General features: G+C 41.2%; 18 protein-coding genes. 5 read left to right on the forward strand and 13 right to left on the reverse strand.

The genetic code is table 11. The annotated features are described in order from the left end of the window. The first annotated feature begins 62 nt into the window (after window positions 1-62). Together infB and BP549_RS13190 are read left to right on the forward strand one after the other, a co-directional pair. Entirely contained in the window at window positions 63-1,838 is a 1,776-nt protein-coding gene (gene infB, locus BP549_RS13185; protein WP_292381335.1) for a translation initiation factor IF-2, read from the forward strand. Between the two features lie 142 nt (window positions 1,839-1,980). After that, window positions 1,981-2,391: a 30S ribosomal protein S6e gene (locus BP549_RS13190; protein ID WP_292381337.1), complete on the forward strand. Its 411-nt coding sequence runs from the start codon at window positions 1,981-1,983 to the stop codon at window positions 2,389-2,391. Window positions 2,392-2,511: 120 nt separating this feature from the next. On the opposite strand, the gene BP549_RS13195 is transcribed toward BP549_RS13190, so the two are convergent. The 10 genes from BP549_RS13195 to BP549_RS13240 form a co-directional block, all read right to left on the reverse strand. Further along, window positions 2,512-2,709: a hypothetical protein gene (locus BP549_RS13195; RefSeq protein WP_292381340.1), complete on the reverse strand. Its 198-nt coding sequence runs from the start codon at window positions 2,707-2,709 to the stop codon at window positions 2,512-2,514. 369 nt (window positions 2,710-3,078) lie between these two features. After that, the gene (locus BP549_RS13200) at window positions 3,079-3,786 is read right to left on the reverse strand and encodes a CDGSH iron-sulfur domain-containing protein (protein ID WP_292381343.1); all 708 of its coding nucleotides are present in this window, start codon (window positions 3,784-3,786) and stop codon (window positions 3,079-3,081) included. Between the two features lie 305 nt (window positions 3,787-4,091). Next, window positions 4,092-4,505 carry a pyridoxamine 5'-phosphate oxidase family protein gene (locus BP549_RS13205; RefSeq protein WP_292381344.1) on the reverse strand — a complete coding sequence of 138 codons (414 nt, stop codon included), beginning with the start codon at window positions 4,503-4,505 and terminating at the stop codon, window positions 4,092-4,094. 359 nt (window positions 4,506-4,864) lie between these two features. Then, a complete protein-coding gene (gene pdxT, locus BP549_RS13210; protein WP_292381347.1) occupies window positions 4,865-5,464 on the reverse strand; it encodes a pyridoxal 5'-phosphate synthase glutaminase subunit PdxT in 600 nt (199 codons plus the stop codon). A gap of 482 nt (window positions 5,465-5,946) precedes the next feature. Continuing rightward, window positions 5,947-6,843: a pyridoxal 5'-phosphate synthase lyase subunit PdxS gene (gene pdxS / locus BP549_RS13215; RefSeq protein ID WP_292373025.1), complete on the reverse strand. Its 897-nt coding sequence runs from the start codon at window positions 6,841-6,843 to the stop codon at window positions 5,947-5,949. 37 nt (window positions 6,844-6,880) lie between these two features. Next, window positions 6,881-7,012 (reverse strand): hypothetical protein, encoded by a 132-nt coding sequence (locus BP549_RS13220; RefSeq protein WP_292381349.1) that lies wholly within the window; start codon window positions 7,010-7,012, stop codon window positions 6,881-6,883. 507 nt (window positions 7,013-7,519) lie between these two features. Continuing rightward, entirely contained in the window at window positions 7,520-8,593 is a 1,074-nt protein-coding gene (locus BP549_RS13225; protein ID WP_292381352.1) for a phosphatase PAP2 family protein, read from the reverse strand. A 321-nt stretch (window positions 8,594-8,914) separates the two neighbouring features. After that, window positions 8,915-10,516 (reverse strand): methylamine methyltransferase corrinoid protein reductive activase, encoded by a 1,602-nt coding sequence (locus BP549_RS13230; RefSeq protein ID WP_292381356.1) that lies wholly within the window; start codon window positions 10,514-10,516, stop codon window positions 8,915-8,917. A gap of 245 nt (window positions 10,517-10,761) precedes the next feature. Then, window positions 10,762-11,589: a cobalamin-dependent protein gene (locus tag BP549_RS13235; protein ID WP_292381357.1), complete on the reverse strand. Its 828-nt coding sequence runs from the start codon at window positions 11,587-11,589 to the stop codon at window positions 10,762-10,764. Next, on the reverse strand, window positions 11,586-12,689 hold the full coding sequence (locus BP549_RS13240; protein ID WP_292381358.1) for an MtaA/CmuA family methyltransferase: 1,104 nt from the start codon (window positions 12,687-12,689) through the stop codon (window positions 11,586-11,588). Before BP549_RS13240 ends, BP549_RS13235 begins: the two co-directional genes overlap by 4 nt. Window positions 12,690-13,460: 771 nt before the next feature. On the opposite strand from BP549_RS13240, the gene BP549_RS13245 reads away from it, so the two are divergent. Then, entirely contained in the window at window positions 13,461-14,516 is a 1,056-nt protein-coding gene (locus tag BP549_RS13245; RefSeq protein ID WP_292373016.1) for a metal-dependent hydrolase, read from the forward strand. A 219-nt stretch (window positions 14,517-14,735) separates the two neighbouring features. On the opposite strand, the gene BP549_RS13250 is transcribed toward BP549_RS13245, so the two are convergent. Next, complete coding sequence (locus BP549_RS13250) at window positions 14,736-15,347, reverse strand: superoxide dismutase (RefSeq protein ID WP_292381361.1); 612 nt, start codon at window positions 15,345-15,347, stop codon at window positions 14,736-14,738. A 437-nt stretch (window positions 15,348-15,784) separates the two neighbouring features. On the opposite strand from BP549_RS13250, the gene BP549_RS13255 reads away from it, so the two are divergent. Both BP549_RS13255 and BP549_RS13260 read left to right on the forward strand, forming a co-directional pair. Continuing rightward, window positions 15,785-16,837 carry a metal-dependent hydrolase gene (locus tag BP549_RS13255; RefSeq protein ID WP_292381364.1) on the forward strand — a complete coding sequence of 351 codons (1,053 nt, stop codon included), beginning with the start codon at window positions 15,785-15,787 and terminating at the stop codon, window positions 16,835-16,837. Between the two features lie 169 nt (window positions 16,838-17,006). After that, window positions 17,007-18,794: a DUF4209 domain-containing protein gene (locus BP549_RS13260; RefSeq protein ID WP_292373013.1), complete on the forward strand. Its 1,788-nt coding sequence runs from the start codon at window positions 17,007-17,009 to the stop codon at window positions 18,792-18,794. A 387-nt stretch (window positions 18,795-19,181) separates the two neighbouring features. Here the strand turns inward: BP549_RS13260 and BP549_RS13265 are convergent, their stop codons facing one another. Continuing rightward, window positions 19,182-19,496 (reverse strand): protease inhibitor I42 family protein, encoded by a 315-nt coding sequence (locus BP549_RS13265; RefSeq protein ID WP_292373012.1) that lies wholly within the window; start codon window positions 19,494-19,496, stop codon window positions 19,182-19,184. A gap of 619 nt (window positions 19,497-20,115) precedes the next feature. Beyond that, window positions 20,116-22,944, reverse strand: coding sequence for a DNA gyrase subunit A (gene gyrA / locus BP549_RS13270; protein ID WP_292381366.1), 2,829 nt, complete (start codon window positions 22,942-22,944; stop codon window positions 20,116-20,118). Window position 22,945: the final 1 nt, after the last annotated feature.

A 22,945-nucleotide genomic window follows, 5' to 3' on the forward strand; every position in this document is an offset into this window, starting at 1 on the left:
GTAAACCCGGACCCTTCTGGACCTGCAGCAAATAAGACGCGGGAATGAGAGAGGTTTTGCATATGGCCGACAAGAAAAATTTGAGGACTCCTATAGTCTGCGTGATGGGGCACGTTGACCACGGGAAAACGACTCTGCTAGACAAGATCAGGGGTACTGCAATTGTCAGTGGAGAAGCTGGCGCAATCACTCAGCATATCGGGGCAACCGAAGTTCCAATAGATGTGATTATCAACAAACTTGGAGATCCAAGGCTTCGGGACAGATTCATAGTTCCAGGGCTGCTCTTTATTGATACTCCTGGACATCATGCCTTTACAACTTTAAGAAGCAGGGGAGGTGCCCTTGCCGATCTTGCAATTGTTGTAGTTGACATAAACGAAGGCTTTAAGCCTCAGACCTACGAAAGCCTGCAAATCTTAAAGCGGTTCAAAACTCCTTTTGTTGTTGTTGCTAATAAGATCGACAGGATTGGCGGCTGGGTCTCACAAAAAGACCTGCCTTTTGCAGCTACTTTCAAAAAACAGTCAGAAGACGTCCAGGGCAAGCTTGAGACAAAACTCTACGAAGTAATCGGTGAATTATACAACCAAGGTTTTGCAGCAGAACGGTACGACAGGGTTACAAACTTCCAGAAAACCCTGGGCGTAGTGCCTGTAAGTGCTATGACAGGCGAAGGAATTCCTGATGTCTTGATGGTACTCCTTGGCCTGGCCCAGAAATTCCTTGAAGCAAACCTACAGTACAGTGCCAAAGGTCCAGGAGTCGGAACTGTGCTTGAGGTCAAGGAAGAAAAAGGTCTTGGTGCAACTCTTGACGTTATTCTCTATGACGGCACTTTGAAAAAGGGCGATACCGTTGTTATCGGAAGCCTCGGAAAACCAATCCAAACAAAGGTCCGGGCTCTCTTAAAGCCAAGAGAACTCTCTGAGATGCGTTACGAGAGCAAGTTCAAACAGGTGAATAAGGTTACTGCCGCCGCTGGTGTAAAGATTTCGGCTCCTGGTCTAGAAGGTGCTCTTGCAGGCTCTCCAATAAGGGTTGCTACCGAAGAAACCCTTGACGAGGTTGTAGCCCAGGTAAAATCCGAGGTCGATGAGGTCAGAATTGATACGGGCTCAGTAGGAATCATGATCAAAGCCGATACCCTTGGCTCTCTTGAAGCCCTTGTCTATGAGTTCCAGAAAGATGATGTCCCTATCAGGAAAGCAGAAGTTGGGGATATCTCACATCGGGATGTAATAGAGGCTTCTACGGTTGAAGACCCGTTATATTCTGTGATTATAGGTTTCAATGTCAAAGTTCATCCTGACGCTAGAGATTTCCTGCAGAAAAGCAGTGTGAAGGTATTCACCAGCGATGTGATTTACCGCCTGGTTGAAGATTACCAGGAGTATGTAAAAGAGCAGCAGGAACAGGCTGAAAAGAAGATTTTCGAAACAATAATCCGTCCTGGAAAGTTCAAAATCCTTCCCGGATGTGTATTTCGCCAGAGTAAACCCGCAGTTGTCGGCATAAGAGTACTTGGTGGAGTCGTGCGGACAAACGCGGATGTTATGCTTGAAAACGGAAACGTTGTAGGCAAGATCAAAGGTCTGCAGATTGAAGGAGAAAATATTCCGTCTGCAAGGGTAGGCAAAGAGGTTGCAATGGCAATTGAAGGCGCAACCGTAGGCAGGCAGATCAAAGAAGAGGACGTGCTCTATATCAATGTGCCTGAGAGGCATGCCAAAATTCTTGAGCACGAGATCTATGATTCCCTTTCAACTGATGAAAAGGAAACTCTTGAGATTTTCCTCTCCCTGAAACGAAAAGATAATCCTTTCTGGGCAAAATAATGCTTATATGATAACTATATTCAGAATTATGTTCAGAATTTATGGAAGGTTCAGGTAAGAATTCAGGAAAAATCCGGGTAGAGTTTCGGATGGAAAGGCAAAGGAATATATTTAAAATAAATCTGATATTGGAGGATTTCACATGGCTAATTTCAAAGTTGTAGTTTCTGACCCAAAGGAAGGGCGTGCTTACCAGATCGATTTAAAAGATGCTGGAGCAAACGCATTAATCGGAAAGTCAATAGGCGATGTTGTTGACGGTTCAATTTTCGGACTGGCCGGCTACAAAGTCAAGATCACCGGCGGCTGTGATGGTAGTGGTTTTGTTATGAAACCCGACCTTCCGGGCTCCAGAAGGCAGAGAATTCTGATGGCAGTAGGTGTGGGATACACCCCCAAGCTTCCAGGACAGCGCAGGAGAAAGATGGTACGCGGCAAGGAAATTACCTCTGACGTCGTCCAGGTTAATGCAAAAGTCGTTGAGTATGGAAGCAAATCCATGAAAGCTCTTCTTGGTCTTGAAGCCGCAGAAGAAGCTCCAGCAGCAGAGTGATTTTTCAAGTTCCGCCTGCGGGCGGGCTTTAAACACTTTTTATTTAGTTTTTGATTTTAGTTTGATTTTATTTTGTTTTTATTTTGATTTTGGTTTGACTTTTTTCATCTGCTATTGGTTTTAATGTTTTTCTACTTCTTGTTTCCTTTTTCCTCGTCTTTTTTCTATTATCTCCTCCCCTATAACGAACCCAATTCCAATGAGAGTTCCAGTGCGTATTCCATTCATTAAGTCATGAGACAAGTATCCCAATAACATGCATACAATAAAGGCCGTAGTGAAATGTAAAAATCGCTCTTTCATTAGAGATTTTTCCATATTTACCATCTCCTTATTATATTCAAAAAATATGTATGAGGTTAAAACATATATATTTTTATCTCAAGTTTCAACAATCACTTTACAGTTTTATGAACGGCTGTTACAAAGTGGTTGATATAAAATTACATATATTACCTAAAAGCGAGAATAAAGGCATCCTTTGCCAAGAATGTTCCTTCAAAAAAGAGAAGTTGCGAGGGTGTTTTCCATCCTAAATATCAGGGAAAAATCACTAATTGCCTAAAACCATAGGAAAATCTCCAATGAATAAAAGTAAAAGCCAGAGGGTTATTACAGAGAAATTATTACAAATAGATTCAATGACGTAAAATCCAAATCTAGCCTTTTTCACTTGTATCTATTTTCTCAATCTCTCTCAATCTCCACATGACTTCCATCGCAGAATGGTTTATTTCTGGATTTTCCGCACCTGCAGAGAGTGACTCGATTCCTGATCTCATACTCTTTGCTATCGGCGGATTTTATCGGGATGCCACCACGTACCCAGAGAGGACCGTGCTCGCCGTGGCGAGGTCCTTCCTCGACGACAATAGACTTCTCAAGTTCAGGCTCAATCTCTTTTCCTGTGGCATTGTCAATGATTACCAACCTTCCTGAAGGGCAGTTACATGCTTCTTCGATAGCAATGTCTCGAGCTTCCGGGTTCTCGGATTGCTGGACAAGGTTCCATATTCTTCCTGCCCGTGTGCAGAATCCCGCGTGGACACATAGATGCTTATTGTCAATGAGAGTCAGTAAAGTGCCAGGGATAACGTTTGCACCTGCGCTGAAGGGCTCAAAGTCCCCTGCTTCGGTTCCATCAAAATGAGAATTTGCATGCGTCCCGTCACAGAATGGTTTATTCCCTGAGTGGCCACATCGGCATAGAGCATACTGTTCCTTTATAGGGTATTTCTTGACTTCACGCCATATTAGGCGGTCAGTTTCTTTATCTTTGCAAATCTCCATGGTGATAAGGGGAACTCTACCGGTCACTTTATAGGGACCATTTATAAGCACAGTGATCTTGGAGTTATTTGATACATTTGATTTTCTTTCCGCTTCTTCGATCATCTTGCAATCTCTCCATTTTGATCTTCTCAAAGCTTTTATGTGGCAGTTCACCATAGCAAAAATATCTCTGCAAGTACGTGTTTTTGCGCTCTTCTCTTCCGCTGATGGGGTTACAATCTAGTCTCTTTCAATGAAGAGACCTACAAGCTAGTAATGAGTTTTTCGAACTCTGACAGCCTTTTTCAAAGGCTACGACCCCATTATACAGCATCTAAAATAAATTGTGAAGATTTTTCATCTTCAAGGCTCGAAGAAAATAATGAACTATAGATTTGACTAACTTATGGACTAAGCTTTGAACGCGGTCAAAGCAGCCTCTCTCCAGGCTCGGTCCCGGCCCCGGGTTTGCACTCATAAACTTCAGTAATTTTCATAACTACAAGGGCTTTTGCAGGGAACCTGTCTCCTCTGCTCTTGACCATTTTGTACATCTTTTCGTAATCATCCCCTTCAGTCTTAATCTCAATATCTCCCTTTATCTGGTAACAGTCTCTTATTTCCGGGCCCCAGACATAGATTGCTCCCCTCGGGTTTTCATCAAGATTGTTGCGGGTTTTATGAAAATAATTGTCTGCAATCCAGATTGTTTCCCCGTCTTCCTGCAAATTACACATGCCTATTGGGATTACATTTGGATCTCCGCCTTTAGACGCCGTTGCAAATGGGAATATTTTCATTTTTGCAAAGTCTTCTTTCATTTCGTCAGTTAATTTCACCATTTATTTTACCCCTTATTGAATTGGTTTTTACTAATATGGCTGTAATCCTTATATAACTTTGAATGTTTCAAAAATATAAAAAGTCAAGAACTGCGTTCTATCTTTTTTCTTATTGGGTAATCCATATAAAAAGAATATAGATAGAGATAAGAAGGATGATAAGCCGAAAATAAAGAGAATACTAAGAATAGAAAGAAATCTATACCGAAAATAAAGAGGATTAAAGATTAGATAAAGAAGGTGCCAGAAAGTAAAAATGAATGGAAGCTTTAGAGAAAAAGTACGATAAACAAAAATGTGATAAAGAAAAAAAGCCCAAGGAAAAGAGCCGGAAATATAATTGGCTCCCCATTTGAGTTTCAACAGTTGAACACTTTATCCAGGAAGTACTGGTGAATTCGTAAATCTTCGGTTAATTCCGGATGGAAAGCAAGAGCCAGCACATTTCCCTGTTCTGCAGCAATAATCAGGTTATCAAGCCTAGAAAGTACGCGAACCCCAGGCCCACAGCTCAAGATTCCAGGAGCCCTTATAAACACGCCGGTAAAAGGAGAATCAAGGATCTCTAGCTCAAGTTCGGCCTCAAAAGAATTCCTCTGCCTTCCGAAAGCGTTTCTGTTGACCTTCGTATCCATAATTCCGAGCAGTTCCTGGTTGGTTTTCTCAACTTGCTCGTCGCCTTCCTTTGCAATTACAATCAAACCTGCACAAGTCCCAAGAATCGGAACTCCTCTTGCAGCCGCAGCTTTAATTTCCTCTGCAATCCCCTCGCGGGCAAGAAGTCTGCAAAGTGTGGTACTCTCCCCGCCAGGAATCACAATCCCACTGCATTCCGGGACAATACCCTTATGCTTTATTGCAACTACTTCTGCATCCACTCCTCTTTCCTTAAGGGCTCTCCTTAAAGCATTAATATGCTCAGAAACCGCTCCCTGAATAGCGATTACACCTATTTTCATGAAAAACACCATTTTCCAGAATTAATTCATTACCTGTTAATCCGAAAATAAAAAATTGAAGTGATTTATTCTTACAGGCCCGTAAGAAAGAATCCATTTTTAAAAATTAAACTTCAACCGGTGAGCTGCAACCTTTGCGCCGGTTTATCACGTCGTTCACATCGTTTTTGATCAAACTTTTTTCTAAAACGTTTGCGATCAAGCCTTTTTTGAAAAGGCTTGTGAGCAATCATATTTAAAAATGTTTGTGATCACATCCTATACTGACACGAAACGAAATTCTGGTAAATCAGCCCTCCTGAGAGGGTTGAAAATATAGCCTTTCTTGCCCATCAGCTCTTGACTCAGCTCAGTATCTTCATCATGATTCAGCCCTCTTGAGCGAAGCGAAAAGGGCTTCGTGCTCCCGAAGCGAAATTCGTGGAGCGAAAAGGGCACCGTCCTCCCGAGACGGGACTCGGGAGACGGAACTCAGGCAGGTTTTACCACCCGCGTTCCTGAAGGGCTTCTTGGGCAGGGATCATGTCTGCGCTGATGCCTTTCATGCCGGCACCGACGCCTTTTGAGATTTCTGCGAGCTTTGCAGGGTTGTCAAAGTTGTTTACGGCTTCAACAACGGCTTTTGCCATTTTCTCAGGATTTTCGGCTTTGAATATACCTGAACCTACAAAGACCCCGTCTGCCCCGAGGCGCATCATAAGCGCTGCATCTGCAGGGGTTGCAACTCCGCCGGCTGCAAAGTTTACTACAGGCAGACGCTGCATTTTTGAGGTTTCGACTACAAGTTCGATTGGAGCTTCTATTTCCCTGGAAACCAGAATCAGTTCTTCTTTTGTCTTCCCGGCAAGGGCACGGATTTCGCCCTGAATCTGTTTCATGTGCTTGACTGCCTGGCTGACGTCCCCTGTTCCAGCCTCTCCTTTTGTTCGGATCATGGCTGCCCCTTCGTTAATTCTCCTGAGGGCTTCTCCGAGGTTTCGGGCTCCGCAGACAAAAGGCACGGTAAACTGTGTTTTGTCTATATGGAAGTAGGGATCAGCAGGGGTCAGGACTTCAGATTCGTCCACCATGTCAACGCCCAGGGCTTCTAAAATTTCGGCTTCGACGAAGTGCCCGATCCTGGCTTTTGCCATCACAGGAATTGTAACCGTATCAATAATCTGCTGGACAATCTCAGGGTCGGCCATCCGGGCAACCCCACCCGCCTTTCTGATATCTGCAGGAACAGCCTGGAGGGCCATAACAGCAACTGCTCCAGCTTCTTCTGCGATCCTGGCCTGTTCTGGATTTGTAACATCCATGATCACACCCCCTTTCTGCATTCTTGCAAAGCCCCTCTTGATAAGTTCTGTCCCGTGTCTTAATTTTTCAAAGTCCATGAATGTCGTCCTCTCTGTTTTGATATGATTATAAGCTCTATGCCGTGGGAAACCCTGTCCACGCTGAAAAGACCTTAAGGTCTTTTCCATTGATTACAACCGACAGGTTGCGGTTTTCAGTTAGTTGTTTCTCCGGTGAATTATGAATACGCTCAATAGTCAAAAGCATTATTTAAGTTATTCCTTATGAATAAACACAAAGCAAATTAATTTCTAATGATTTAATGTTTTTCCTTCAACAATTTTTATTTTTTAATTTTATATGTTTCATCTTGCCTCTTTAGATAATGCAATATAGAGCCTTACTGTGGTTTATTTGTCTGCCTCTATATGCTTGCCTGAAACTTATTATCACTATTTCTGTCTTCATATAATATATATGATCTTCTTTCAGGTTCTGAAATATATAGTTTTCCTGGGACATAAGGCAAACAGGACTTGAAAAATCCTCTAAGTTAGTTCCTGATATCAAAACCATTGATTTATTAAATTCTATAGGTTTCAGCCAGGATTTGACAGATACTATCTGAGAATATAGTTATAAGGAGTATCTGGATCATTACATTCACAGGGGATTTTTTCCGGGAATAACTTCTGGATTTTAGAATTTATTGATTTTTTTTATTATTTGGGGGAATCTGGTTGAATTTCTACTTTATTCTTTTTTGTTGAATTTCTACTCCATTCCGTTCTTTTTTAATGTATTTCTACTCCATTCTGTGTTCTGGCTGCTTAGGAGCTCTTCTCTTCTATACAGGTTGAGCTTTGTGCAGACGACTACAGATACCCAGATCGTAGATGCAGGTATGAAAGCTTCTAAGAATTCGATGAGTTTAAAACTGAAATAAGCTGTAGTTTCGAGAGTCTCGAACCCGACACCAAGAATAAAACTGGAGACTCCAAAGAGTAGAAGTGCAGTAGCTATTCTCAAAACTCTCTGTTCAACACTTCCCTCATCATTAGGAAGCCCTTTTCGTATAATCAGAACGTATGCCGCATTCGTGCCAAGGAAGAAACCTGCTACATCAGCACTTATCAGAGATAAGGCTGTCAGAACAGGAGGGATAACAAACAGAATGAAGTACAAAATTAGGTTCTTATGCCTGAATGCGAGTTCAAAATTCTCTTTCTTGAAAAATTCTTCTTTCAGGGAGCTTTTGAGAAAGAGAGTAAAAGTAATCAGTAAAAATAAGCCTATAATAGCTCCTCCCATTATGTCTCCCAGAAAATGTCTTCCCAGGTACATCCTCGACAAAGCTACAAGAAATATCATAACAGGAGCCATCAATTTAATTATCCGTCTGTTGAAAATCTCGGAGCTTCCTCCCCAAAGTGCAGTTGTAATTGCGACATGCCCGGAAGGGAAACCGAAAGGAGAATGGTTAAGCGTTTCTTGAAGGCGGAAGGTCTCAAGGACTTCTTTGTCGGGAAGTTTAAATATACCTTCAGATCCTTCCCCACTGAAAGGCGAGGTATTTTTCACTCCATATTCAAGGTTAAGGACTTTATTATCTACATAATCCGGCCTTGGAAAGGCGACCACTGTCTTAATGATTTCGGTAATCAGACCTGTCCAGATTAAGAGCTGGAACAGAAGAAAACCTTTCCGGAAATTAATCCCGAAAGTTACGATAATTACTATGGCAGCTAAAAAAGCCGACGATCCCATTGAAGTTATCAAAATCATGAGGGATGTAAGCCAATCGTTTCCAAGTGATTGCAGATAGAGTATAGGTTCAGTCTGAAACAAGGGCTCTGACTCCTTATTTAAACATTTGCCTGCAGATATGCTCAGTTTTATCCAAAAAGTCTCGGGTTAAACTGCATATCTGGAATCAGTAAAAAATCTAGTTCTATTTCGTATAATTGAGTTTATGACGATGTATTCTAGAAAACTATTTTATATTTATATTGTTTTGTACCTATGTATAGCTGGAATCCTCTTCAGGGTTGGATACTTATTATTTAATTTACTGAGTATAATTACCTGTAAGATCTGAGTAAAACTACTCTTGTAAGATCTAAGTAAAATTACTCTTGTAATATTACTGTTCCGCTCTTCTGTTTCATTTTACTGTCCTATCTCTATGGACTCTGGAAGTTCCAGCTTAAAGTCACTGATCGAGAACCTCTTTTCAGGGCACCTTTCTTCACATCTTCTGCAGGCAGTACCGAGACATCTTTCGTTGTTGATCTTAAAACTCTCAGATTCTCTTGAAAGTGCCTCTTCTGGGCATTCTTTCACACAGGTATCACAACCGCTGCACTGAATGGTAGCGGTAAAACCATATTTTGACTCCACGATCTCCAGGCTTTTTCCAAGTTCGTGGATATCCGTTTCAGATTTTTTTTCAATAATGACTTCATGATATTTTTGCGGAACAGGCTGGATGCCTGATCTTTCGAGGTTTGAGTTATACTTTTCAAGCGGCATCCCTTCATTCCAGAGGGCTATTTCCTGGACGTAGATAGCTTCAAAGGTTGGGGATGAGGCAAACATTACATGATTTGAAAGTACCGATTTCTTCATTTCATTAAGGTAGGAGAGGTAGTCAGGGTCGAGGGCAAGGTCTTTTGCAAGTTCCAGGGAAGTATTTCCGCACTGGATAATCCGTTTCGGTGTTGCAGGCACAATGCCTGTAAAGCGGGCTTTTAGAGGGTCCACATACGTTCCACTTGCCCCGCATATGTACATTGTTTCCAGATCTTCGTATGCTATCCCTGCCTCATGCATCAGGGTCAGTTGACCTGCTCTCAGGGCTCCGAAGGCTTTTCCGGCTTCTATTACATCTTCCTCTGTAAACGTAATTCCCTTTCCTAGCCGAATTATACCGCCTTCAATATGAGGAGGCTTTATTATGCCAGTTACAAGCCCTGCATACATAAGGGCAATTACACCCGTACCTGTAATTCCCTTTGTAGGATATCCGGTGGCTTTAAAAGTCCTGTTGCGCAGATCTATTCTTGGCCCTTCTACCAGCCTGAGTTTTTCATCAAGGACAAGCGCTTGCCAGCCTCCGGAAAGCTTCAGGTCGGCAATCGCTCCAGGCGTTGCCAGCATCCCTTTGCTGATCTGCTGTCCTTCGATAACAGGGCCTGCAGCAGCCGATCCTGTGTATATTCTGTCGCCTACTCTCAGGGCCATCTCGGCATTTGTCCCGTAATCCGTGACCATACACGTTTCGGGAGTGTCCAGAAACCCGCTCTTTATCATCATAGCAAGGGCATCAGCTCCGATTTCATGCCTTACCGAAGGCGGGATAATCACATCAACATCGGCATAAAGCCCGATCTCATTTCCTGAAACTATATGCCCGTTCCTTTCCAGAGGCTTTACATGTATTTTCTCGAGGGCGTTTTTTCCCGCAAATGCAAGGTCCCTGATTTCTATTCCTTCAAATAGCGACAATTGGATCGGATTTCCACAAACGGCTATACGCCTGAGGTTTTCTGGCTTAAGGTTACTTACCAGGGAGTTTATGGCTGAAATAAGAATCTCATGGGCTATACCCTGCCCATAACTAATCGCAAAGTCCATATGGTCAACGACATTTGCGCCAGGGAGCGGGTTTCTGGACAAAATTGCAGTCCTGAGAACGGAAGAATCCGTAAGATTTAGGAGCTGGGCTCTAATCCCGCTGGTACCAATATCGATATTTATTGCCTGATCCATATTTTATCCCAGGATTTTTTATGAAGTTTTTGTTCATCCCTTTACAGTTTATGCTTTCTTACTTTTCTTGTTTTTTCGTTTTCATTTTCTATTCCTGATCCTTCTTTTCACTTTTCATCATTCCTTATTTGTTTACCTTACAGCACTTATTTTCTGACCAGCATTTATTTCACAATTTATGATTTAATATGAGAGATAAAGCTCGAAGAAGAAAAATAAAAAGAGAACTGGAAAGTAGAATAAAATCAGTATAGTTCCTTGCGGGCTTCTTTCCAGCTCTTTCCTGCACAGATTTTCTTTGCAATTTTTACTGCGTCAAGCGGGGTTTTTCCATATATCGAGTTGCCAAAGGTGTCGACAAAATGCCTGTCTATGGCAGCCCCGCCACAGGCTACAGGAACGTCCTCAGAGTCCAGAATCTCTGCAAGGTCTTTAAGGCCTCCTTTGGTTGTGCTCATAAGGGTCGTTCCGGTAACAAGGTCAGCGTTTGTTGCTTTTACAGCTCTAACGGCTGCTTCCACTGTTATGTCTCTTCCAAGATCAACTACTTCGAAACCGTTTGCCCTGAGAATAGCAGCTACAATATTCTTGCCTATGTCATGTACATCTCCTTCGATAACGAGGGATACTACCTTACCCTGGGAGGGGACTTCTCCTATTCTTTCCTGGCAGAGTTCCACTCCTCCTATAAGGGCTTCGTTTGCCAGCAGGATTTCAGGCACGTAGCTCTCTCCCATGTCGTAAAGCTCACATACGGTCTGAATTCCGGGCATAAGAGCATTTAAGACCAGGTCTGTAGGATCTTTTCCTTTTCCAAGCAGGGTAACTGTGAGGTTTATTGTTTCGGCGCGGTCTCCCGCTATCACTGCTTCTGCCACAGCTGTGTATTCGGGGTCTTTCGGCTTGTTCTGTTTCTTTATCTGGTCAGCGACAGTCATTTGTTTGTTTCTATCTCCAAGGTCAACCCCGAGGCCGATCATGATCCCTTCTTCAATGAGTCTTTTAAACTTTGCAGGTTCTTTTTCTTTCATTTCGAATATCTTCTGAACTGCAACGTCGATGTGCCTGATCATTCCTGCATCCCTCCGAGCACATTTTCTTTCATATTCCTACCAATACCGACTCCAATCTGCCTGACAAGATCTTCAACATCGTCGTATTTCGGAATTGGGGTCTCTTTACAGGCCCTTACATATGCTCTGAGATTTTCAAGGGAGGTTCCAAATGAGACCCCACATGAAGTTCCTACAATATCAGTTCCCTGCAAGATGCATTCCCGGGTTCTGTTATAAACCTGTTCGGGAGTGCCGTTTGGCATCAGGTTTATGACGTCCAGGCTTCCTAGAATGGACATATCGTTGCCCATTACCTGACGGCAGTACCAGACTGGAACGGCATCAAAGGAGAAACAGTCAATTCCACTCTGTTTTATATAAGGCAGGAGTTTACTGGTATCTCCGCAGATGTGTAGGATCTGGGGACAGCTGATTTCCTGTGCTATTCTTTTATGGGAAGGAAGTATGAACTCCCTGTATGTTTCCGATGAAATCAGATCACCGGAAGCCGAAGGATCAGCGAGGAAGATGATATGTCCCCCGTAAATAATCTGCAACTTCCCGTAAGCTATCACGAAATCAGTTGCTGCTTCAATGAAGGCATGGGCTTTTTCCGGGTCGGTCTTTGTCCACCTGGCCATATTCTCAACACCTGCTATGTGACCTGCTACCGTAAATGGTGATGTAAGTACCGGGATGATAGGGAGCATGCCGTCGTAGCGCTTCCTCAGTTCTTCAATTGCTCCGAGCACTACTGGTATTCTTCCGGCTTCTTCCAGGTTATCTGGCCAGGTTATATCTGAGGGGTCTGTATAAGCAGGGCCAGTTACGGGAGGCCTGTCCGGTTTGTCCCAGTCAAGTTTGCACCCAAGAACTTCCGCCTCAAGAGAAATATCAAACTGGGGACGTGCAGCCTCAATGCCGCAAACCTCATAAGGAGAGGCTGCAAGGTCTGCCATCATCTTGCTGTCAAAGTGGGCTTTTGGCCAGGAGGCGTTGCATACCTGCATCAGTTCGGTTGTGGTCTGAGCGAGGGGATTTGCAGGGGGTACATAGTCAACCCTGCCTCCAAGCACTGCTGCCAGAACTCTTCGGGTTGGAGTCATTTCACTTACCATGCTATACATCTCCTTTTAATCTGCATCTAATATACTTTAAATTATATATTAATATGTTTGACTTTGCAGTCAGATCACCAAAGAATTCGTTTTTGAATGCCACCCACAGGGTAAAAGAAGTAGTGATCTGTTGTCAGGTAAAAGCCTGAAATGTCTTGTTTTCACGAGCCCTTTTGCAAGTTTTTTCCGAGTCCCTGAAATATATAAGAAAACTATCCTTTTTTGTGTAAGAGCCCACAGTTTTTACATTTACATCTATTAATATGAACTTTTGAATATTTAACTGAATGCTGTTAGCACAATAAAGAAAAACTTATATATTTCTCAAATCTACACTGTATTAATTTATTTATAAACAGGGGTTGCCTAAGTAAACCTAACGGGTTCATGATTAAAAAACTGAAAATTTTCTGAAAGTTTATTGCACAGGATGCATATGACAAGATGATTGCTTTTTTGACAGGACATTGAAAAATTAGGCCTTGTAAGGATATTTAGCTCTTCAACCCGGTAAGTTGAGAGGATATTATTTTCTAATTAGTCCGTTTTCTTTTTAATATAAAGATAGAGTTTTTAAAAATGGTATTACTTTTACCCGAGAGCCTGGGGATTTGTTTTTAACGTTTACTTTTATTTTTTATCATTTTCTGAAGTAAATACAACTTTGCAACTCCCGAACACGTTTTTTAAAAAGAAGAAATATATCCTTAATTCTCTATATTATTAATTATAAAAGTCAAACACAAAATCTCCCCTCAGGAATACAGTATCATGGTAAATGTAATTTCCCACCTCGGAGTAGGTTTTCTCATTGCTCTGGCTTTAGGCTTGAAAGAAAACAAACTGAGAGTTGTGGCCTTATTATCCACACTACCTGATCTGGATTATGTCCTGTACTCAACATTTATCTATGCCAATGACAGCCTGAGCCCTGAGGTAAGAAACCAGCTTTTTTACCTGATCGGACACAGAGAGTTTATGCATTCTATTCTTTTCATTTTTCTGATTACTTTTATTCTCTGGTTTAAGACTAAAGATTGGCTTTTTACGGTTGGAGGGTTCCAATCCCTCTTCTTTCATTCGTACCTGGATTATGTTACAAGCTGGAAAATGCGTCCCTTCTACCCGTTCAGTACAGATGCTTCCATTATGAGTGCGGCTTATTTCTTTGACCCTTTGCTAAATCTGCTTCCTCTCTTGCCTCCCTTCATTGTGATTATAGTAAATTTGAGTCATAGAGGAAAGATAAACGGAAAAATAAAGGGCTTTTGCACTTACATATCAAACATTGACGATAAGCTCTATGCCTCGCTTATTCTTTTGTTACTTGTCTGGCTTACCTTCATACCGGTCTCAAAAGCTTTCCTGATCAAGCAGATTTCTTGGACCGAAGAAGCTGAAATAAGCTATCAAAATACCTATCCAGAATCTATGAATAAATTCCTGACGGCGTACTCTTATAATTCCACTCATTATAAAGTCCTAGAAATAAGTTATCTTTCAGGAATAGAGAAAAGTTCGTATGTTGAAAAAGTTTCTGTAAAAGGAAATGTCTCTGATGATGCTGCTTATGTTAAAAGAGCAGAAAACTTATACAGGGCAGGTGTTCCTCAGGAAATTGATTATCCGGTCTACGTGGTTTCCGAAACGAACGATTCTGTAACTGTTATTCTCAGTGATGCCAGAAATCCTTACATTAGAGAACTGGCTTATTTTAAATCATTTTATAGGTTCGTTTTTGACAGGAAAAACGGAGAGGAATATGAAGTTTATGCAAGTATGCACGGAGGACAGGAGGAGAGATTAGGCAGAAACTGGTTTGGATGATCTTACTTTGATTGGCTTTCGAGATCAATTGATTTTATTTTGATAAGACGAAGCTCAATTCAATAAAAATGAGTTAAGTCCAACAAAAAAATTTTCCGAAATTTCCTACATATCCTTAAACTGTCCCTAATAAATAGTTGTTAGTCCGATTACTTATTTTTCCATAGCTGGTAAACTGTAATCGGACTAGCGTGAAACCTTTAAAAAATGACTTTCTGGTTATTTCTGGATTTTCTTGAAATATTTGTCGATTTCTTCCCAGTTAATTATATTCCAGAATCCTCCTATGAACTTACCCCTATCGTTCTTGTAATCAATATAATAAGCATGCTCCCATACATCAAGAGCCATAAGTATCGGGTAATCCGGAACTATATTCACATTGTGCTTTTCTATCTGCATGATCATAAGTCTCTTTGTATCATTACAGAAAGTTAAGGCTGCCCAGCCGGAACCTTCAACACTGGATGCGACCTGGGTAAACTCCTTCTTAAATCTCTCAAAACTTCCAAAGTTATCTTTAATCATCTCAGACAGTTCACCCACAGCTTCTTTGCTTGCATTGCTTTCAGGAGTCATCTCCCACCAGAAATAGTCATGAAGGACATGCCCACCAAGGTTAAAAGTCAGAGCTTTTGCACTGGCCTTATAATCGAAGTCAGTCCCTTCTTTCCTCGCCTTGTCCATCATCTCTATAAGTGAGTTTGCATTGGTCACATAAGCCTGATGATGCTTGTCGTGGTGAATGCGTAGCTGTTCTTCGGAAATGTAAGGTTCAAGGTCTGAATAGCCATATTTCAAATCCGGTAGTTTGTATAACCCTTTAGCCATGTTGTTTTCCCCTATTCCTGGTTGCTGGTTTTGCCAAATTTGTTTGAAACTTGCCCCCGTTATTTGCTTGGCCGTTATTTACTCAACATAGAGTTCATGTATCGGACTCAAGATTTAAGCTTCGGTTCAAGAAAATTCAATTACAAATTCTGCTAACCAGTTTCCCCTTAACAATATTAACAGAAATTTGTCACTTATATGATCCTGCCTGGCGATTTTAAGGTGAATCTAAAGTGACTCTGTTGTTTTATCTTTTCAATTACATATTAGATTGCCATATGGCAATTCTAAATGCAGAATATAGTTATACACCCCATCTATTTAAAGGTAAAAGATGCAAACTATAATAAATTTTGCAAAAATTCGTTCAGGTTATTCGTCAGAAGATTTGCGTTTCATCAAAAATAAAAATAAAAGGTTATTCAGGGATAAAGCAAATGGTAAATTCACTTTCTCACTTGGGAATCGGTCTTCTGATTGCGCTGACTTTAGGCTTTAGGGGAAAAAAGCGAAACACTCTGGGATTTCTAGCAATCCTTCCTGACCTGGATTTTATCCCATACATCCTGTTTGCTCTCGTCAGCGGCAGCGTAAGCCATGAGGCTAGAAATCAGCTTTTTTATCTGCTTGGCCACAGGGAATTCATGCACTCGATCCTTTTCGTTCTGCTTGTCACGCTTTTTATCTGGCTTAAAACCAAAGACCTCCTGTTTACAGCAGCCGGATTTACAGCTATTTTTTCTCATGTCTACCTTGACTATGTGACAAGCTGGAAAATGCGTCCCCTTTATCCTTTCAGCACAGAAACATCCACTCTCGGAGCCGTTTATTTCTTCGATCCTCTGGCAAATATTCTTCCTTTGCTGCCTGTTTTCGTTTTACTTGTAGCCTATATGAAAAGCCATGGTAAATGGAATGGAAAATTCAATAATTTCTGTTCTTTTGTCACGAATAACCGGAGCAAACTCTATCCTGCCCTTTTAATTGTGCTTGTGGTCTGGCTTGCAGTCCTGCCGGTGGCTAAAATATTTCTTGTGAATTATATTTCCGGCGCTGAAGGCGCAAAAATCAGCTATCAGGATACATATCCCTCGTCCTTCGGGAAGTTTCTTGCTGCTTATCCTTATAATTCTACCTATTACAAGATTATGGAAGTGAGCTACTGGTCTGGAATCGAAAAAAGTGATTATATCGAAAAAACCAACGTGACCGGCGCCGCTCCCAATGCCTCCGCATATGTTGAAAGAGCCAGAAAACTTTACAGCACAGCCCTTCCTCAGGAAATCGATTATCCTGTCTACAGCGTTTCGGAAGAAAATGGCTCGGTAACTGTTACGCTGAGCGATGCGAGAGATAAGTATGTTAAATATTGGGCTTATTTCAAAACGGTTTATAGGTTCATTTTTGATACGAAGAGCGGGAAGTATGCGGCTTATGCGAGTGAGCAGGGGAGAAGGGAAGGGAGGTTGGAAGATAACTGGTTTGAGTAAATTTTGGATTATTTTAAAATTAGTTTAAAAATCAGTTTAGTTTGATTTCGTCACATCTTCCAAAAATTTATTATTCATTTTCACTTTTTGATAACAAATCGAAATCAAGATGATGAATGTAACAATTTATTTATTTTTAACAAGTGTGTAGTATCAAGGAGATGATGCTTTGGAGGATATAATCTTAGATAAAAGTGATTTTAATAAATCTAACTGGCAGGAAGTTATTTCAAGTTGTGATAAAAAAGAATGCTTGCAATATAGCACAATATTCTTTAATCGAGCAAAAGAAGCGGAATCAAATGGTGACTCAAAAAATAAAACAATATTCCAGATCTTAGGACTCATTACTTCTCCAATTTTGAGGGAAAGCAAGGAAAAACCATTCGTCTTAGAAGAAAATTTTGATAATATCAAAGATCTATATCTTGGAATTCTAGTAGATCTTACTCCCGACATTTTTGACGCAGAAATGAGAGCAAGGATCTCAGATCTACTTTGGATAAAAAAGAAGGATTACAAATGCGCACTCAATGCAATTGATTCTTATATAGAGTCATCGAAGATATTGGAAGATCCTGAAAGCTGGACATCATCTTTTTATCGAATTAGGAGAGCAGTTGATTTAGCTGCATCGCTTGGGAAGAAATCAGAGAAGTTTGAAACTACTATTAAATATATGGAGGCTATTCTTGAGACTTATAATGGTGAAGACCCAAAATTCCTATCTATAAAGATAATGGAACTGCTTCAAGAATATAAGAAGGGAGATACTGAAAAGTACTCATTGCTTTCAGAAAAAATAGCTTTAAAAGCAGAAAATTATCACGACTGGTGGAAAGCCGAACATGCATGGAAAACAAAAGCAAAATGGCATAGACTTGCTGGAGAAATTGATCAAGAAAGGGAAGCCTTAATACGTAGGGTAGAAACCTACGTAAAAAACGCAGAAGATGACGTAAACAAAAATCCTCCTGATTACATTAACGCCTGTGGACGTATTGAAAATGCGATTCAAGAATATAGGAAAATAGGAAACGAAGAAAAACGCATTGAGAATTTGCACAAACTTCTTCTTGAATATCAGCCTAAGTCTACATTACAAATGTTCCCAATTCCATTGGAGATATCCATTCCTGAAGAACAAATTAAGAAGGCAAAGGAATTTGTCAGGGGAAAAACACTCCAAGATGCAATTTTTACACTTTCATCAATAACACATCCACCTGAAATCTCCAAACTTAAGGAAGATGTTGAGAAAACAACAATCGAATACCCAATGGCTAATCTTTTTTATAACAAATTAGTAAACGAGGAAGGAAAACAAATAGGTAGTGGTGGATCAATTCTTTCAAGTAACCCACATGAAAGAGAGGTAGCCACTAACAACAATATGTTCAAGCATGCAAAAATTCATCATCAATTTATATACTTGGGTATAATTGAACCTGCGAAACAGCAAATAATACAAGATCACGATTTAATCACAACCCAAGACTTGTTCCCACTTGTTTTTAACAATCCATTCGTTCCTGTAGGAAGAGAATTTATATATGCTTCTGGTCTTTTTGCCGGATTAAATGGAGATTTCTTAACAAGTATACATTTACTTATTCCCCAACTGGAGAATTCCATTAGATACATTCTTACCAATAATGGGATAATTGTATCAGGTTTGGATCAAAATGGAACTCAAAACGAGTACGATCTTAATATCACTTTAAAAATGAAAGAACTGAACGAAATAATGCCTGAAGACATTGTCTTTGATTTAAGAGGTTTACTAATTGAACGTTATGGCTCAAACTTGAGAAATAGAATGGCACACGGGCTTATTGATTATAATGAGTATAAATTTTCTCTTGAGATTAGATACCTCTGGTGGCTTACATTGAGTCTATGTTATCTCTGGAAAGTAGCTTCCAGATGTTCAAGTGAAAAAGAAGCCGAGCAATAAGGCAAAAATAGAAACTGATTTCTAAAACTCTATTTTTATTTACTTATTTTCCATAAATATATAGCAACGTAATCACGCAAGGAGAAAAGAAGGAGAAAACCTGATGACTACTATTCATTAGGAAAGTCTCATAAATAATTTTTTCCGGTCTTCGCCGCCTGCTTCGCAGTCATATGGTACCCTGTTTTAAGATTCATCGAAACTCAAACTGTCCCTGAATTCAGAAATGCTTCAAAATTGTGCTTACAGGCGTGGTTCACTAAAAAAGTCGATTCAAAAATTCTCAAAAAAAGGTTGAAGAGTAGTAACTGACTGAAATTTAGCGTAAAACAGAATGAATAGTCATGTCAAAAAAAGGAAAGAGAAATGGCAAATAAAGCCATTTCATCACTCTACTATGACAAACCTTTGTTGCATAGGAGTAGGTTCCAGTATTTCCGGAGGGTGAGAGAATCTCACACTATGGAAAATAATCTTGCCGTCACCTTTCTTAACTGCAAGGAACTTGAACTTGCTAGTTCCCCCGCTTCCTGGTCTGATAGGCTCATCGGGTACATACGTTGACTCTACAAAATAAACGCAATGTGGCATTTCTGACAGTAAGCAGTTGTAGCCGGTCGAAGCAGGATTAGACGGTATTGATATTTCGAATATGTCTCCAATTTTTGCATTTATAGGTGGCAATAACTCTAATTTTTGCATTCTTTTATACCCCCTTTATGTTAACTCTCTCACCATTATTTTCGAAATCGTTGTTTATATAAACACTTTGGACAATTTATCTGAGTGATTGAGTTATTAGTTAGAATGTCAGTCCAAGTATATACAACTTTCTAACATTATTCACTATGATTGTAAAATAATACACTTAATACTTTTTCTTAAAAACATACTCAAGTTGTTATAGAAATTATAGTATAGAATCATCCAGGGTTTCTTTTTATTCATTTTTGAGCTCAGGTATTGTATAGCTCATTTTTAAGAAAATTAGAACTCAAATCAGCCTAGAATTACAAAAAATCCATAACATTTATGAGCAATCAAAAGTCATTTCCACTTTCTAAACTTTACATCCTAATTTAACATTCATTACATACATTTATAAAATGTCAACCCGCACTTAATATATAAACTTTCAGATCATCTCACAAAATTCTGAAAATTCCTAATAAACATAACTACCGGTATCAATTCTTCAAAAAATTGATTCAAAAAACTCGCTCAATAAATAAGCCCGCCGCCGGAGTCCAGCCCCCCAAAAAAATCTTTATTCCGGCAGCAGTTTGAGTGAAGAATTATCTTTCTTCACCCGATACATTATTCAGTCTTCTTCAAGTTCTTCGGCTTCATCGAATTCTTTGCTTTCCTCGGCTTTGTCGGGAGCTTCGAGGTCTTCGAAGTCGTCAAGATCTTCAAGTTCTTCGGCTTCGTCCTCTGGAACCTCGGCTTCTTCTGCTATTTCAGCGGCTCCAGTTGCTTCTTTTGCTTCTTTACCTTTAAAGGCTGTGAGTTTCAGGTCTTTTTCGGCTTTTCCGCTTTCGATCCTGGCTATACCTGCGACTTTGTCGCCGGGTTTCAGATTAATTATTCTTACGCCCTGGGTGTTTCTTCCCTGGATCGAGATATCTTTAGCCGGGATACGGATAATTATACCCTCGGCACTCGTGAAAATAAGCTCGTCATCATCGGCTACGGATCGGACTCTCGAAACAGGGCCATTCCTCTCATTCGTAACGATTGTTATCACGCCTTTTCCGCCACGGCGGTGCGTGGGATACTGAGAATACTCGGTTCTCTTGCCAAAGCCGTTTTCAGTCACGGTCAGGAGGGTTGTGGTCTCGTCAACAATATCCATACTGACAACTTCGTCGTCCGGGCCGTCAAGAGTCATACCACGGACCCCTCTTGCAGTTCGGCCCATAGGGCGGACATCTTCTTCAGAGAAGCGGATAGCTTTGCCTCTCTTTGAAACCATCAAAACTTCCTTTTTCCCGTCAGTAAGGAGGACTCTTACAAGCTCGTCGCCTTCATCAAGGGTGACTGCAATTATGCCGGATTTCCTCGGGTTCTTGAACTCCGATAGAGGAGTCTTCTTGATTGTACCTGCCCTTGTTGTCATAAGCAGGTAGTGATTTTCGTCAAACTCCTTGACCGGAATCATGGCACTGATCATTTCGCCTTCCTGAAGCTCCAGGAGATTTACTATGGCTTTGCCTCTGGATTGCCGGGAGCCTTCAGGGATCTCATAAACTTTCTGCCAGTACAGCCTGCCAAGATTCGTAAAGAATAGGATATAATTGTGAGTTGAGGAAATGAAGAGATTTTCCACGAAGTCTTCATCCTTCATCTCCATGCCAATTATACCCCTACCACCACGGCGCTGCATGGTGTAAGTGCTGAGAGGAAGGCGCTTTATATAGCCTCCGTTTGTAATCGTGACAACGACATTCTCTTCGTGAATCAGATCTTCTTCCCTGACCTCAGCAGTAGCCGGCACAATTTTTGTCCTGCGGGTATCTCCATACTTTTCCTTGAGCTCCAGAAGTTCATTCCTGATTATCTCGTACTTGAGCTCATCGCTTTCAAGGATTTTCCTGAGTTCTCCTATCAGTTTTACAAGTCCTTCCAGCTCCTCAAGTACCTTCTGGGTCTCAAGTCCTGTTAGGCGCTGCAGGCGCATATCAAGGATAGCTTTTGACTGGAGCTCGTCAAGGGCGAAATTTCCCATCAGGCCCTGCTTTGCTTCATCGGCATTTGCCGAGCCTTTTATTAGAGCGATTATTTCGTCTATGTTATCCAGAGCAATCCTGAGTCCTTCAAGGATATGGGCTCTTTCCTCGCTCTTCCTGAGGTCATAAAGCGTCCGCTTCTGGATAATTTCCATCCTGTATTCCAGGTAGATCTCAAGAAGTTCCTTCAGGTTCAGCTCTTTTGGCTTTCCGTCAACAAGAGCCAGATTGATTATCCCGAAAGTTGTCTCCATTTGCGTGTGCTTATAAAGCTGGTTTAAGACAACCTTTGGATTTGTGCCTCGAGAGAGCTCGACAACAACCCTGATTCCATCCCTGTCTGACTCGTCCCGAAGATCGGAAATTCCGACAATTATCTTATCCCTGGCAAGCTGGGCAATGTTTTCAATCATTCGGGCTTTATTTACCTGATAGGGAAGCTCTGTTACGATTATCTGCTGCCTGTCTTTCTTTAACTCCTGGATTTCGGCAACTGCCCGGATCTTTACAGGACCCCTTCCGGTCATGTATGCTGATTTAATACCTGCAGTCCCGATAATATGTGCACCTGTAGGGAAGTCAGGCCCTTTGATTACAGTCATGAGCTCGGGAATCGTAGCTGCAGGATTCTCGATAAGCATGAGGGTTCCGTCAATTACCTCCCCTATATTATGGGTAGCCATGTTTGTTGCCATCCCGACTGCAATGCCTGTGGATCCATTAATAAGGAGATTCGGAAGTTTTGCAGGAAGAACCTCGGGCTCCTCCAGTGACCCGTCATAGTTTGGCATGAAGGGAACAGTTTCCTTCTCAATGTCTGCCAGCATCTCCTCTGCAATTCTGTCCATGCGGACTTCGGTATATCGCATGGCAGCAGCCGAGTCTCCATCAATCGACCCAAAGTTTCCCTGTCCGTCAATTAAAGGATAACGAAGTGAGAACGGCTGGACCATACGCACAATACTGTCATAAACGGCAGTGTCTCCGTGCGGATGGTATTTACCAAGCACATCTCCCACAACACGGGCTGACTTCTTGTAGGCTTTGTCATGCGTAATCCCTGCCTCTTTCATTGCAAAAAGGATTCTACGGTGAACCGGTTTTAAGCCATCCCGAGCATCGGGAAGTGCCCTTCCTATGATTACACTCATTGCATAGTTGATGTAAGAGCGTTTCATCTCATTTTCGAGAAGGATGGTAGTAATCCCTCTCCTTTCTGGCTCTGGACCTTCGTCCTCTGGCTCTTCTGAAGCAGGATCGGATACATTTAATTCCAGTTTTTTGCTCGAATCTTCCTGTGTAAGGGCGGCTGAACCGTCCTTATTTTCCGTCTCTTCATCTTTCTCTTCGGGGATAAGGGTAGCCTGATAAGATTTTTTCAATTCATCTTCTGATTTCTTTTCGCCTTCATATTTTACCATT

Source organism: Methanosarcina sp. UBA289 (assembly GCA_002496565.1).
Classification (GTDB): Archaea; Halobacteriota; Methanosarcinia; order Methanosarcinales; family Methanosarcinaceae; genus Methanosarcina.

Coding starts and splice junctions, on each gene's coding strand:
- infB (WP_292381335.1), top strand. CDS start 63: ATGGCCGACAAGAAAAATTTGAGGACTCCTATAGTCTGCGTGATGGGG.
- BP549_RS13190 (WP_292381337.1), top strand. CDS start 1,981: ATGGCTAATTTCAAAGTTGTAGTTTCTGACCCAAAGGAAGGGCGTGCT.
- BP549_RS13195 (WP_292381340.1), bottom strand. CDS start 2,709: ATGGAAAAATCTCTAATGAAAGAGCGATTTTTACATTTCACTACGGCC.
- BP549_RS13200 (WP_292381343.1), bottom strand. CDS start 3,786: ATGATCGAAGAAGCGGAAAGAAAATCAAATGTATCAAATAACTCCAAG.
- BP549_RS13205 (WP_292381344.1), bottom strand. CDS start 4,505: ATGGTGAAATTAACTGACGAAATGAAAGAAGACTTTGCAAAAATGAAA.
- pdxT (WP_292381347.1), bottom strand. CDS start 5,464: ATGAAAATAGGTGTAATCGCTATTCAGGGAGCGGTTTCTGAGCATATT.
- pdxS (WP_292373025.1), bottom strand. CDS start 6,843: ATGGACTTTGAAAAATTAAGACACGGGACAGAACTTATCAAGAGGGGC.
- BP549_RS13220 (WP_292381349.1), bottom strand. CDS start 7,012: ATGCTTTTGACTATTGAGCGTATTCATAATTCACCGGAGAAACAACTA.
- BP549_RS13230 (WP_292381356.1), bottom strand. CDS start 10,516: ATGGATCAGGCAATAAATATCGATATTGGTACCAGCGGGATTAGAGCC.
- BP549_RS13235 (WP_292381357.1), bottom strand. CDS start 11,589: ATGATCAGGCACATCGACGTTGCAGTTCAGAAGATATTCGAAATGAAA.
- BP549_RS13240 (WP_292381358.1), bottom strand. CDS start 12,689: ATGGTAAGTGAAATGACTCCAACCCGAAGAGTTCTGGCAGCAGTGCTT.
- BP549_RS13245 (WP_292373016.1), top strand. CDS start 13,461: ATGGTAAATGTAATTTCCCACCTCGGAGTAGGTTTTCTCATTGCTCTG.
- BP549_RS13250 (WP_292381361.1), bottom strand. CDS start 15,347: ATGGCTAAAGGGTTATACAAACTACCGGATTTGAAATATGGCTATTCA.
- BP549_RS13255 (WP_292381364.1), top strand. CDS start 15,785: ATGGTAAATTCACTTTCTCACTTGGGAATCGGTCTTCTGATTGCGCTG.
- BP549_RS13265 (WP_292373012.1), bottom strand. CDS start 19,496: ATGCAAAAATTAGAGTTATTGCCACCTATAAATGCAAAAATTGGAGAC.
- gyrA (WP_292381366.1), bottom strand. CDS start 22,944: ATGGTAAAATATGAAGGCGAAAAGAAATCAGAAGATGAATTGAAAAAA.